Raw genomic sequence first — 12,960 nt, forward strand, 5'->3', positions numbered from 1 at the left:
GTAAGTCGCTAATTTAAAGGCTTGTAGCGTTTCGTGTGTGTCAGATTTGAGTCATCGTTTTTTTGACGCTTTCTAAAAAAAACAGTCAATTCTTGCGCTTTGATGGCCGGGTGCTAGTGTCAGATTTTGACCGACAAGCCTTTGACTCTCTGCCGTATTGCACGTCCGGTATCGCCATGTCCAGATATGCCAAAGAATTGCTTTTAATTATTTATCTGCTGCTTTATTCCGAATATTACATTGATCGGTTAAATGCTATCGGTGTCGGTTTTGCTGTGCTTCTTTTTGGCGCGATGTTTTTGGCGCTGACTTTAGCGTTATATCTAACGGCTTATATTCGTCAGGCGCTCATTCGCCACTTATTCGCAATAACACTGTTTGTCTCGGCGGTGTTTTTTGATGTCTATACCCGGGTCACTGCGGATTACCTGAGCTACAGCAGCTTTGTCTCCCTGGTGTACTCCGGCGGCTTCATCCAGGAAGCCGCCTACCAGTACCGCGACGCGATCATTCATGGCGCGCTCAGTGGCCTGCTGTTGTTGTTCGGCATAGGGCTCAAGCCGCGTCATGCGCTGAGGGTGCCCAATGCGCTGCGCGTGGCGGCGCCGGTGTGTGGCGTGTTGCTGTTGAGTACGGTGTTGTTCCTGCGGGCGGGCGAGGGCGCGCGGGGCTTGCCGATCATGTACACGCCGCTGGCCTATCTGAACCTGTTCACCTACGAAGCGCTGCACAACACCGTCGGCCCGCGTGAACCGGTGACGCTGGCGCGCAACGCAACGGCGGTCAATCACGACATCGTGCTGATCATCGACGAAAGCATCTCTGGCAATTACCTGGACATCAACGCGCCGTTCGGGGTGCACAGCAACCTCAAGCAGGCGCATCCAGGTGTCGACATCTTCAATTACGGCTATGCCGCGTCCATTGCCAACTGCAGCGCCGACACCAACGTCACCCTGCGCTACGGCGGCACTCGCGACGATTACACGCGGATCAACAGCACCCTGCCGTCGATCTGGCAGTACGCGAAAAAAGCCGGGCTGCGCACGGTGTACATCGACGCCCAGCGCACCAGCGGCAACTTGCAGAACCTGATGACCGACAGCGAGAAAAAGGACATCGACCAATTCGTCCAGTTTGACCAGACCAGCGTGCGTGACCGCGACATGGCCGCCGCCGCGAAGCTGATCGAGCTGCTCAACGATGACCAGCCGGAGTTGGTGGTGATCAATAAGGTCGGCGCGCATTTCCCGGTGCACGACAAATACCCCGACGCGTTCATGGCGTATCGCCCGACACTGCCGCGCGGGCAGTTCACCGAAGTCGCCGACACCGGCAAGCGCGATGGTTTCAACGGCCAGCCAGACGATTGGGCGCTGTATCGCAATGCCTACAAGAACACGGTTCTCTGGAACGTTGGCGAGTTCTTCGCGCGGGTGTTTGCCCAGGCCAACTTGAATAATGCGCTGCTGATCTACACCTCCGATCACGGCCAGGACCTGCATGAACGCGGTAACCCCGGGCTCAATACGCACTGCGGCGGCGACCCGGTGGAGGAGGAGGGGCTGGTGCCGTTAGTGGTGATTCAGGGTGATCAGTTGCAGGGGCCCGACTGGGCGCAATCACTGACGGTGAACAAGGACCGCTCCAGCCACTACAACATTTTCCCGACCCTGCTGCAGTTGATGGGGTACGACCTGACGGGGATCGAGGCGGTGTATGGCAAGCCGTTGACGGTGCCGACGGCGGACGATTTCACCTTCAACTACCGCTTCAATGCGCGGCTGGGGGCCAAGCCTGAGTGGAAGCATATTGATCTAAACACCATTGTCACACCGGGGGAGGCGGCGACCCGTGTGGCAACCGGGCAGTGAGATTTGTGTTGGGCCAGCGGGCCTCATCGCTGGCAAGCCAGCTCCCACAGGGATTGAGGTTGTTCACAAATACTGAATACACCCAAAAACACTGTGGGAGCTGGCTTGCCAGCGATGAGGCCCGTGCAAACACCACTGATCTGAAGAGGCTGCTATCCGCTATCCTTGCCCCACACTGACCCAACGGATGGCGGCATGCTTCAGGTTCAAGGCGTCTTCAAAAGTTACCTCACCCCACAAGGCCCGCTCCCGGTGCTGCAAGGCATCGACCTGACCCTGGAGCCCGGCAGCAGTCTGGCGCTGATGGGCGAGTCCGGCAGTGGCAAAAGCACCTTGCTGCACCTGATCGCCGGCCTCGACAAGGTTGATCGCGGCAGCATCCGCAGCGGCGCGCATCGGCTGGAAACCCTGAACGAAGCGCAACTGGCCGACTGGCGCCGCACCGAGATCGGTCTGGTGTTCCAGCAGTTCAACCTGATCGGCAGCCTGCGGGTCGAGGACAATCTGGCGTTTCAGGCGCGCCTGGCCGGCCGCCATGATCCGCACTGGCAGGCGCATCTGGTGCAGCGCCTGGGGCTGGGCGAGTTGCTCAAGCGCTATCCCGAACAGTTGTCGGGCGGCCAGCAGCAGCGGGTCGCGCTGGCCCGGGCCCTGGCGTCGCGGCCGAAATTGCTGTTGGCCGACGAGCCCACCGGCAGCCTCGACGAAGCCACCAGCGATGAAGTGCTGCGTCTGTTGCTGGAGCTGCTCGACGACACGCCGACCACGCTGCTGATGGTCACCCACAGTCCGCGGGTTGCCGCACGCCTGGCGCAGCGGGTGGTGTTGTCCAATGGCCGGCTGACGTGAACGTTTTCTGGCAAACCCTGCGCGCGCTGCTCAGCCATTGGCGGCGGCATCCCGTGCAGTTTTTCAGTGTGCTGACCGGGTTGTGGCTCGCGACCAGTCTGCTGACCGGGGTCGAGGCGCTGAACAGTCAGGCCCGCGACAGTTACGCCCGGGCCAGCCAGATGATCGGTGGCGAACCCCAGGCCAGTCTCGCGACACCGAACGGTGCGACCTTCACGCAGCAGTGGTTTGTCGATCTGCGCCGCGACGGCTGGCCGGTTTCGCCGCTGTTGCAGGGGCGACTGGTGCTCAAGGATCACGATAACCAGCGTCTGCAACTGATCGGCATCGAACCGGTGTCACTGCCGGCGGATTCCGCCGTGGCCGGGCAGGCGATGCCGATCGAGCGTATCGTAGCGTTCTTCTCGCCGCCGGGTAGTACGTGGATTTCACCGGAGACGCTGCAGGCCTTGAACCTCAGCGAGGGCGCCACGCCGCAGACCGTCAACGGCCAGACCCTGCCTCCACTGCACGCACAACAGGACATGGCCCCGGGCGTGTTGCTGGTGGACATCGGCGTTGCGCAAACCCTGCTCGAACAACCCGGGCAACTGTCGCGGCTGTTATTGCCGAAGGATTTTCACGCCGAACTGCCGGCGGCGTTCAACGGTCAGTTGCAGCTTAAAAACAGTGCCGAGGAAAACAATCTGGCGCGCCTGACCGAGAGTTTTCATTTGAATCTCGATGCCTTGGGGTTTCTCTCGTTCGTGGTCGGGCTGTTCATCGTTCACGCGGCCATTGGCCTGGCGCTGGAACAACGGCGTGGACTGCTGCGTACCCTGCGCGCCTGCGGGGTGAGTGCGCGGATGCTGATCGGTAGCCTGATCGTCGAACTGGGTGTGCTGGCCCTGGTCGGCGGGGTGTTCGGGGTCATCAGCGGATACTGGCTGGCGAGTGTGTTGCTTCCGGACGTCGCCGCCAGCCTGCGCGGTCTCTACGGTGCGGAAGTGGCGGGGCAGCTGCGCCTGAGTCCGTGGTGGTGGTTCAGCGGTATCGGCCTGAGCCTGTTCGGCGCATTGCTGGCCGGTGCCAACAGTCTGCTGCGCGCGGCTCGCTTGCCGCTGTTGGCGGTGGCGGAACAGCAGGCCTGGCATCAGCAGCATGCGCGCTGGTTGCGGCGTCAGGGGTGGCTGGCGGCGCTATTGGGCGCGATGGCGTTGCTGGCGCTGGTCTGGGGCGACAGCCTCGGCAGTGGTTTTGCGTTGATGGCCGGGCTGCTGCTTGGCGCCGCGCTGGCGCTGCCGGTGGTGCTGAGCTCGGTGCTCAATCAACTGCTCGGGCGCAGTCGTTCGGTGCTCGGTCAGTGGTTTCTGGCCGACTGTCGCCAGCAACTGCCAGCGCTGAGTCTGGCGCTGATGGCGCTGCTGCTGGCGCTCGCAGCGAACATCGGCGCTGGCAGCATGACCGCCGGTTTTCGCCAGACCTTCAACGATTGGCTCGAACAACGCCTGAGCGCCGAGCTTTATATCAACCCGGTCAATCCGGCGCAGTCCCGCGAGCTGTATAGCTGGCTCAAGCAGCAGCCGAGCGTCAGCGCCGTACTGCCCAACTGGCAAGTGGCGGTGACCCTGCAAGGCTGGCCGGCGGATGTGTTCGGGACGATTGATCATCCGTATTACCGGCAGCACTGGCCGCTGCTCGACGCGATCGCCGGGGATCCGTGGGCGCACCTGGCGAACGACGACGCGGTGATGCTCAGCGAGCAACTGGCGCGGCGCCTGAGGGTGCGTGCGGGTGAGCATCTGAGCCTGCCGTTCCCGGGCGGAACCTGGTCACCGCGCATCGTCGGGATCTACGCCGACTATGGCAATCCCAGGGGGCACCTGCTGGTCAACAGCAATCATCTGTTGCGGCTGTGGCCGACACTGACGCCGAACCGTTTCAACCTGCGCATCGCGCCGCCCGACATCCCGTCATTTTTGTCGGCGCTGCAAACGCGCTTCCAGATTGATGACAGTCGCATCGTCGACCAGGCGCGACTCAAGGGCTGGTCGGTGCAAGTGTTCGAGCGCACGTTCGCGGCTACGGCGGCGCTCAACAGCCTGACGCTGGCGGTGGCGGGTGTGGCGCTGTTCATCAGCTTGCTGACCCAGAGCCAGAGCCGCCTCGGACAACTGGCGCCGCTGTGGGCGCTGGGTGTGACGCGCCGGCAGTTGATGCTGCTCAACCTCGGCCAGACCTGGCTGCTGGCGGTGCTGACGCTGGTACTGGCGCTGCCGCTGGGAATCGCGCTGGCATGGTGCCTGGATGCGGTGATCAATGTGCAGGCGTTCGGCTGGCGGTTGCCGTTGCGGATCTTTCCGCTGCAACTCCTGCAACTGATGGGGTTGGCGCTGCTGGCGACCTTGCTCGCCTCAGCCTGGCCGCTGTATTCGTTGTACCGCACGCAACCGGCGGACCTGCTGAGGACGTTTGCCCATGAGGATTAACCGGGTGGCGTCGTTGTGCCTGGCATTGCTGCTGGCCGGCTGTGATCAATCGGCGCCTGAACAAAAGGGCTTTGCCGGGCTCGGCGACCAGGCGGCGCAGTTCACCCCCGTAGTACCCGGGCGGGTGTTCAGCTTCCCTTCCGATCACGGTGCCCATGACGGTTTTCGTATCGAGTGGTGGTACGTCACCGCCAATCTCAAGGACCCGCAGGGCAACGATTTCGGTGTGCAGTGGACGCTGTTTCGCAGCGCTTTGAAGCCCGTGTCGCAGCAACCGGGCTGGGGCAATCAGACGGTCTGGCTCGGCCATGCGGCGGTGACCTCGGCCACCGCGCACCATGCTGCCGAGCGTTATGCTCGGGGCGGCGTGGGGCAGGCCGGGGTGAACGTGGCGCCGTTCGAGGCGTGGATCGATGACTGGCGGTTTGCCAGTCAGGCGCAGGATCCCCTGAGCGATATGCAACTCAGTGCACGCGATCAATCATTCGCCTATCAATTGCACCTCACGTCCAGTCGGCCGCTGGTGTTGCAGGGCGATAATGGCTTCAGCCAGAAATCCGAGCAGGGCCAGGCCTCGTATTACTACAGCCAGCCGTTTTTCCAGGCCAGTGGCACTTTGCAGATCGACGGCCAGATCTACACCGTCAGCGGCCCGGCCTGGCTCGATCGCGAATGGAGCAGTCAGCCGCTGACCGCCAATCAGACCGGCTGGGACTGGTTCTCCCTGCACCTCGACAGCGGTGAACACGTCATGCTCTACCGCATGCGCCAGAAGGACGGCGCGCCATACCTCACCGGCACCTGGATCACCGCCGACGGCCAGGCGCAAACCTTGCGCAGTGAACAAATCGAACTCGTCCCGCAAGACACCGCCAAAGTCGCTGGACGTTCGATGCCGGTGCGCTGGACCATTCGCATTCCCGACAAGCAACTGGACATCAGCCTGTCCGCGTTGAACCCCAACGCCTGGATGAACCTGCGCATTCCCTATTGGGAAGGGCCGGTGCGGGTCAGCGGCAGCCATGGCGGGCGCGGCTATCTGGAAATGACCGGGTACTGACCGGCGCGCCTGCATTGGATTGAACTCCGTTTCATTTCGCCGCCTCTACACCGTAATACCTGTGGAGGATTGGCCATGAGCGACGACTTGCAACCCCCGGACCTCAGCATTTGGCAGCGCCTTTTCGACGACACAACCTACTGGCAGCAATCTCCCGACGCTCACTACTTCGATCTGCAACGCATCGCCGACGACCTGCTGGGCCAAGGCGCGATCGATCTGGAGCAATGGCAGATCCTGCGCGCCAAGGCCGATGACCTGCACAAGGATTCCCCCGCGGTCAACGTCACCCGCGAACTCGACGACCCCGAAGCCTGAGGACAACCGCCATGAACCCCGTCAACTCCAGCGAACACCCCGACGAGCCCCGGCCACCAGGAGAAACCGAGCGCGATAACGACGCGTTGCGGCCAACCGATCCCAAACAGCGCCAGAACAGCGGCAAAGGCACACAAAGCGGCGAGTCCACCGCGCAGGACACGGCAAAGCAACAGACGACGGCCAAGCCCTGAACAGCGTCTATGCTCAGGGGCACATTCGGCGCCGAACGCGGTTCGACGCCGGGTGCTGCCATTCATCACAGGGAAAGGATCGTCTATGAAGCTTCATACACTGGCCAAGGCCATCACCCTCGCCACCGTACTGTCCGCCACCAGCTTCGGCGCATTGGCCGCCGATATTCCGTTGTCTGCCACCCTCGAAGCGGATCAGGTCACGACCAAAGTGATCTCCGTTGATGCTGCCAAACACCAGGTCGTGCTCGAGGGCGCCGAAGGTCGTCAAGTGCATGTCCAGCTCAGCGAGAAGGCGAAAAACCTCGCCAATCTCAAGGTCGGCGATCTGGTCAAGGTTGAAGTCCAGCGCTCCGTCGCCGCGTACCTCGACACCGATGTGGATAAAGGTCTGCCTGGCACCGTCGAGCATACCGGCGAGCTGCGCAACGCCCCGGGCAGCGATAATCCGGGCGGTGAAGCGTTCCGTCAGGTTCAGGTGCAACTGAAAATCACCAAAATTGATTTGAAGAAAAATCAGGTGACCCTGCAAAACCCGCAAGGTCAATCGAAAATCCTCGACGTGAAAAAGCCTGAAATTCAAGCCAAGCTGAAAGATTTGAAAGAAGGGCAGAGCGTCATCGTCACTTACACCGATATATTAAAAGTGACCAGTCAACACGAAAGTTGAGTATTAACTCTACGGCATGACTGCTCTTGTACAGTTTTTGTATTAGAGTAGTCATACTATTAATAGGGTTTAGCGATCCCGAAAGTTTCACGCAAGAAATCGTCGATAAATATCTGTTAACTTGTTCGTACATAATTTTTACATTGAAGTATGAGGACATAAGCGCCAACTTCTATTAAAATCCAACCCGTTCGCCCAGTGTCAGGGCTCTTTACCGGTGCATGGATTGCCAGGCCATTACACTGGGCGAACACCTCTTCGGAGCGGATGTATACAATTTCTGCAAGCAAAAAGGGCGACTTTGCAGTCGCCCTTTTTTATTGGACTTAAATTAACCTTCACTTGCATCGTCTTCTGGTTTATGCCCTCTGAAGACGCTTGAGGGTGGCCTGATACATCTTCGTGCGCCGGTGGTTTTCCCCGTAGGTACCCGCCGCGGCAACGGTTCCTGCCTGAATGTGATCCAGATAGCTGAAAATCTTGCGCGGCGAGAGGAATTTGATGCCGTAACCCAAGTCGACCATCCGGTCCTGCAGGGTATAACCGGGCACTCGATCATCCATACAAAAGTGCAGGCCTTGAGACTTCATCAAGCGGACATTCCACAACGTGCAGAAACTTTTCAGATGCGTTTCTTTGTAAGGTCTTGGCTGTTTCGAACGCAGGCCCATACGCACTTTCGCTTTACGAACATAGTGCTTGCAGAAACGCGAAGTTAAACGCCAGGTGTCACGAACAATTCCGCGATTGAGTTGCTCGACACAACCGACTGCGGCCATGTCCGGTGTTTTTGTGCACTCACGCATCATCATGGCAAACACTTCTTTGTCGTAGACAAAGGTGTCGGTGTGCAGCAGAAACAGATAATCGGTGTCGACTTTGTCCAGCGCCAGATCCAGCGCTTTGCCGTGCGCAATGTGGCCGGGTTCTTTACCCGGCGAAGGACGTTCGATCAGATTGATCCAGTCAAGCGAACGCAAGTAATCAAGACTGGCATCGGCCGAATCATTGTCCACGACCCACACCGGAATACGCAGCTCCATGACATGTGGGTGCAATAACTCAAGACACATCCTGGTGATGTCAGGGGTTTTGTAATTTACCAAGACAAGACTGAAATTCGCTTGTGGCCGGGCTGGTAAATCGAACGCTCTCATATCAGAAGGACTCATCCGCGGTTCATGGGGCGACAGGGGTTTCATGAGACGCGATGGTAGCGACGCAACCTTAGTCGAACCTTAATTTGCAGATTTCCTGAGCGCGGCGAATGTCTGAAAGCGTTCGATTTGCCTGGAAATGCCACGGGTGCCGGAGATCGTTACACGCTAAAATGCGCGCCCAACGGCTCAAGGAAGCAACGGCAAGCGCCGACGTATCACGGATGAAACCACTTTCCCTCTATCACCCGGCCCTGTACTGGCTGCGCGTGTGGCAAAAAAGACTGTTCCGCCAGATCGCCTGGCGCTGCTCCGGCAAACGCTACGCAAGCCTTCGCGCACAGGCCGAGCGCCTGCCATTTCGCTACCTCAAACACACCTCGAAACTCATCCGCAAACTCGGCGACTCCGACCTTGTCCTGCAACACAACAAAGTCATCAACCTCAAACTGGCAGTCGCCGCCATCGACGGCGTCATCATCGCCCCCGGCGAACACTTCTCCTTCTGCCGCCTCGTCGGCCGCCCGACACGCGAACGCGGGTATGTGGAAGGCATGGAACTGTCCTTCGGCGAAGCTCGACGCGGGGTGGGCGGTGGCATTTGCCAACTGAGCAATCTGATTCACTGGATGGCCATTCATTCACCGCTGGTGGTGGTTGAACGCTCCAACCACAGCTTCGACCCGTTTCCGGATGAGGGGCGGGTGCTGCCATTCGGGTCCGGGGCGGCGATTTTCTACAACTACGTTGATCTGGTGCTGCACAACCCGACGGATCGGAGCTTTCAGCTGAAGTTGAAGGTGGGGGACACGCAGCTGGAGGGCGAGTTGCTGTGCGATCAGGTACGGGAGTATCGGTATCACGTGTTTCAGGAAGGGCATCGGTTTGTGCGGGAGGGTGCGCGGGTGTACCGGGAGAATGAGATTTGGCGGGAGGTGCGGGAGAAGGGACAGGTGGGGGAATTGGTGGAGAGGGTGAGGTTGTATCGGAATCGGGTGGTGGTTAAGTACGACGTGATGGACGAGTTGATCGGGTAGGGCGCACAAACAGCTTCGCTGACGGTGGCGCCCATTGATCAGTTCCTGAAATAGAGCTCATCCAGTTGGCGTTTGCGTATCGACAGATACTCTTCCCAAATATTGGGGAAGTCTTCATCTTTGGTCAGCGGGAAGGTCAGATAGATGTACCTTCCAACCACACTGATATATTGCCTCGCACGTTTGAAGGCCGGTTGTTCGTAAGCTGCCACGCTTTCGTCGTAGATGTCATGGAAGTGACGGATGCTCACTCGGTGTGGGGCGATCATGCCCCGCGAAAAATCGATCACCCAGCAGCTATCAACGGCTGTGCTCAAATAACCGTAAACACCATCGCTGGATAGACGAATGCACGATTTTGCCTGGATGCCGTCGTCATCGTTGACCAAAATGATCTGGTCCGCGAAGTAATTGATATTTCTGCCGTCAGGCCCTTGCAGGAGCAAGCTCCAGCCTTCGGCTCCCATGCGGAACTCACCGTTGTTATCAAAGGTTGCTGTCCATCCATTGGCTAGAGTGATCTGATGTTTATTCATGAGGACTGGTCAAATATCGAACGTACGGTGGTGTGAGGTAGTCGCATCAAATATCTTGCTCAAAGGTGTTCGAGGTTAATTAGACAGCCTTTGAGTTTTAATTGCTTGATCTCATCATTGAATTTGTATTTTGGCAAGAATTCGTTTTTTATGTCGTAGTGCTGTCTAAGGAGGCGGAATAAGTTTCCTATGTTGTTTTTGCTTTTTTCGTCAAGGCTCTCAATTAAGTCGTAATTATTGTTCGACAGAAAAGCGATTTTGTTTTTAAGTGTGTAGTAAGCGCTTATGTTTGAAAGCAAGCCTTCTGCATCTGAATAATCTTCTTTTAAGTGTTCTGCATATTTTTCAAATAAAGTTGTCAGCAGGTTTTGTGCTGCTTTTTGATGCTTTAAAACTCCGCACATTTCCTGCCAGTTGCTAATGAAGAGATGATCTCCCCAATCGGAGCCGCGGGCAAAATATTTCCCATTGCCTTTAAAGAAGTCAGATATTTCATGAAGTTCTAAAGCCGTTTCAAAGGTGGTTTTCATTGAGTTTTTTTCCAGTCATCAAGATTTTCAATGACGCTGCGGAGAAAAGGGGGTGGATTTATTTTCAGTTTGTAGAAAATAAATCTGTCCCCTTTTTGGTCACATTTTTACAGTGGGTTCCGTCTAAAGAATTAGAGGCTCTCTATATTGGTTGGGCCGCCGTCATCAATGAGTTTTCTCATGCGGCGATTATAGAGTTCAAGATCTTGAATATCATTGTTGGCTTCGATTGTTTTTCTCAGAAAGGTCATGATATGAGAAATTTTCTGTTTCTCACTATCAGCAGCATCGCGTACAAGATCAAATCCATCTTTTGACAAGAATGGATGTTTATTTCTTAGGCGATAATAGCAGCCAATGTTTTCAAGCAGGTCGCTGGCGTCATTTTTTGTAAACTCAACCGAGTTTACGTATACGCTAAAAGCATTCCTCAATATTTCGATCGAGCTTTTTAGCGATTTTAAATATCTGCATAGTCCTTGCCAATTTATGATATGCAACTGGGTTCCCCAGTCGGGGTCTCTTGTGAAATATTGGCCATTACCTCTGAAGAAGTCAGGGAGTTCATTCTTTTTAAAAGCTATTTCAAAGTTGGTTGTCATTGAAGTTGTTCCCAGTCGTCAAATTGGCTTAAAAGCTTGTTCATGTCGGCGCCGTGGTCGATTTTTTCAGAGCCAATAAGAGCGGCCTCTTTTGTGCTGCTCATTGTTTTACCTCCAGGAACTCATTCTTTAGGATAGGAGCCTGCTTTATTTTTATTCGGTGTTTCAGGGACAGATCACGGTAAATAGCGAGAAGGAGTAGTGTTTCTAGAGGGCAGATTAAAGATGAAAAAAAGAAACCGAGAAAAGGGGACGGATTTATTTGAGTGGAAAAGGGGGCAAGCAGAAAAGGGGACAGATTTATTTTCAGTGTGTCGAAAATAAATCTGTCCCCTTTTGTCTGATGCTGATCAGCAGGATTCATAAATTTTACATCGGAAATTGCAATGGGTACCTCATCACGCATCTAGAAAATATAATGTGGAATGCCTCGACTGCTTACTAGATAACTCACGGTTGAAAGTTAAGTTCTGAGTTCGACGTATTCCTCAAAGAATGAATAGAAGTTTTCCGCTATTTTCTTAGACGGTTTGCGCTTAAACAGATCGTAGCTAATGACCTGTCCATTTCCCGTGGGGCCGCAATCAATTGCCCAGCATACTTCGTCGTCTTTTAAATAAATTACGGCGAAATGACTAGGTAATTCAAACTCTGAACGGCAGTACATGGTGCTGTAATTTACAGTTCCGCCGTTATCTAGAGTTGCATCATTATTCTCAATTCCGCATATTTCTGAGTCTGCTGCACCACCACCACCGCATACACTCAAGAAGTCAACGAAATCTTCAGGCAGCTTTATGCCTAGAATATTCTCGAGTATTTTAATTTGCTCGGCAGTGGCGGGGCCGAGCCAAAATGTTTCTTCATCGGAGTTATCGAGTTTCGTTATCAAGTCTTGGTATTTATGCATGGTTCTGCTCACTCAAAGTCTTTGGCTCGTTCTTTCCAATATGCCTTTCTAAATTTTGCATACTGTAGCTCAAGCTTAGGGTTGTTTCTGAAGCTATCACCGTCTTCAATCGTTCCATGAAGCTCTTTATGGTATTTCTTATGTACGGTACCAGTTAACTCTACCATCGGACCTGGCTCATCGCCTGTAACGTGGTGAAGGTTTATGTATTTCCCATCTGGACCAAGGTGTTACAGGGACAGACCAAGTTAAATAGCGAGAAAGAGGAGAGTTTCCAAAGGGCAGATTATAGATACAAAAAAAGAAACCGTGGTCTGTCCCGTGTTTTACTCGAGAGGGTGGATGGCAGTTCGGGGAAGACCATATTCAGACAAAACAAAATGTGACTTCATCCCCGGTTACACCTTTACTATTTCAATTGGTAACTGAATTTCTCATACAGCCCAAAGCTTTCATCTTGATTTTTTACTCGATCAAGAATGATTAATATTTTTCTATATGAGTCACCCATTAGCTCTTCTGAATGTTTTGAGTTTATCCAAATTAATTCAATTGGGCGCTCTACGTCGGTGCTGAGTAGATCCCAAAGCGCATTAAGATTATTTCCATAGTATTGAGTGGCAGAAAAAGCAGACGCTATCCGCTTATGGAATTCTTGCTCAGATGAGATGGATAATCCATCAAGCTCAACTATAATTTTGATTTACTTCCACTTTCCAATAGGGGTGAACCAATCAGGGACGGACCACTTTTAC

14 protein-coding genes and 1 pseudogene are annotated in these 12,960 nt (G+C 55.2%); 8 read left to right on the forward strand and 7 right to left on the reverse strand.

The window, feature by feature from the left end; genetic code table 11:
* Nucleotides 1–176 precede the first annotated feature (176 nt).
* The 7 genes from HV782_RS11445 to HV782_RS11475 all read left to right on the forward strand — a co-directional run bounded on the left by HV782_RS11445 (nt 177) and on the right by HV782_RS11475 (nt 7,433).
* Nucleotides 177–1,874, forward strand: a complete 1,698-nt coding sequence (locus HV782_RS11445; protein ID WP_186747303.1) for a sulfatase-like hydrolase/transferase — start codon at nt 177–179, stop codon at nt 1,872–1,874.
* A 195-nt stretch (nt 1,875–2,069) separates the two neighbouring features.
* Entirely contained in the window at nt 2,070–2,723 is a 654-nt protein-coding gene (locus HV782_RS11450) for an ABC transporter ATP-binding protein (RefSeq protein ID WP_186747305.1), read from the forward strand.
* On the forward strand, nt 2,720–5,191 hold the full coding sequence (locus tag HV782_RS11455) for an ABC transporter permease (RefSeq protein ID WP_186747307.1): 2,472 nt from the start codon (nt 2,720–2,722) through the stop codon (nt 5,189–5,191). Before HV782_RS11450 ends, HV782_RS11455 begins: the two co-directional genes overlap by 4 nt.
* Entirely contained in the window at nt 5,181–6,251 is a 1,071-nt protein-coding gene (locus HV782_RS11460; protein WP_186747309.1) for a lipocalin-like domain-containing protein, read from the forward strand. The genes HV782_RS11455 and HV782_RS11460 overlap by 11 nt, the downstream gene beginning before the upstream one ends.
* 75 nt (nt 6,252–6,326) lie before the next feature.
* Nucleotides 6,327–6,569, forward strand: coding sequence for a hypothetical protein (locus HV782_RS11465; protein WP_186747311.1), 243 nt, complete (start codon nt 6,327–6,329; stop codon nt 6,567–6,569).
* Nucleotides 6,570–6,580: 11 nt separating this feature from the next.
* Entirely contained in the window at nt 6,581–6,763 is a 183-nt protein-coding gene (locus HV782_RS11470; RefSeq protein WP_186747314.1) for a hypothetical protein, read from the forward strand.
* A gap of 85 nt (nt 6,764–6,848) precedes the next feature.
* The gene (locus tag HV782_RS11475) at nt 6,849–7,433 is read left to right on the forward strand and encodes a hypothetical protein (protein WP_186747316.1); all 585 of its coding nucleotides are present in this window, start codon (nt 6,849–6,851) and stop codon (nt 7,431–7,433) included.
* A gap of 359 nt (nt 7,434–7,792) precedes the next feature.
* On the opposite strand, the gene HV782_RS11480 is transcribed toward HV782_RS11475, so the two are convergent.
* Entirely contained in the window at nt 7,793–8,590 is a 798-nt protein-coding gene (locus tag HV782_RS11480; RefSeq protein ID WP_186747409.1) for a glycosyltransferase family 2 protein, read from the reverse strand.
* A 224-nt stretch (nt 8,591–8,814) separates the two neighbouring features.
* On the opposite strand from HV782_RS11480, the gene HV782_RS11485 reads away from it, so the two are divergent.
* Entirely contained in the window at nt 8,815–9,627 is an 813-nt protein-coding gene (locus HV782_RS11485; protein WP_186747319.1) for a VanW family protein, read from the forward strand.
* A gap of 38 nt (nt 9,628–9,665) precedes the next feature.
* Here the strand turns inward: HV782_RS11485 and HV782_RS11490 are convergent, their stop codons facing one another.
* From HV782_RS11490 to HV782_RS11515, 6 genes and pseudogenes are all read right to left on the reverse strand, one after another.
* Nucleotides 9,666–10,163 (reverse strand): hypothetical protein, encoded by a 498-nt coding sequence (locus HV782_RS11490; protein WP_186747321.1) that lies wholly within the window; start codon nt 10,161–10,163, stop codon nt 9,666–9,668.
* 59 nt (nt 10,164–10,222) lie between these two features.
* Nucleotides 10,223–10,693 carry a hypothetical protein gene (locus tag HV782_RS11495; protein WP_186747323.1) on the reverse strand — a complete coding sequence of 157 codons (471 nt, stop codon included), beginning with the start codon at nt 10,691–10,693 and terminating at the stop codon, nt 10,223–10,225.
* 131 nt (nt 10,694–10,824) lie between these two features.
* Nucleotides 10,825–11,295, reverse strand: a complete 471-nt coding sequence (locus HV782_RS11500) for a hypothetical protein (protein ID WP_186747325.1) — start codon at nt 11,293–11,295, stop codon at nt 10,825–10,827.
* 463 nt (nt 11,296–11,758) lie between these two features.
* Nucleotides 11,759–12,205, reverse strand: coding sequence for an SMI1/KNR4 family protein (locus HV782_RS11505; RefSeq protein ID WP_186747328.1), 447 nt, complete (start codon nt 12,203–12,205; stop codon nt 11,759–11,761).
* 8 nt (nt 12,206–12,213) lie between these two features.
* Nucleotides 12,214–12,414 (reverse strand): annotated as a pseudogene (locus HV782_RS28805) (HNH/ENDO VII family nuclease); the annotation flags it as partial.
* 200 nt (nt 12,415–12,614) lie between these two features.
* On the reverse strand, nt 12,615–12,908 hold the full coding sequence (locus HV782_RS11515; protein ID WP_367616133.1) for a barstar family protein: 294 nt from the start codon (nt 12,906–12,908) through the stop codon (nt 12,615–12,617).
* Nucleotides 12,909–12,960: the final 52 nt, after the last annotated feature.

Origin of the sequence: Pseudomonas monsensis (assembly GCF_014268495.2) — a bacterium.
GTDB classification, from domain to species: domain Bacteria; phylum Pseudomonadota; class Gammaproteobacteria; order Pseudomonadales; family Pseudomonadaceae; genus Aquipseudomonas; species Aquipseudomonas monsensis.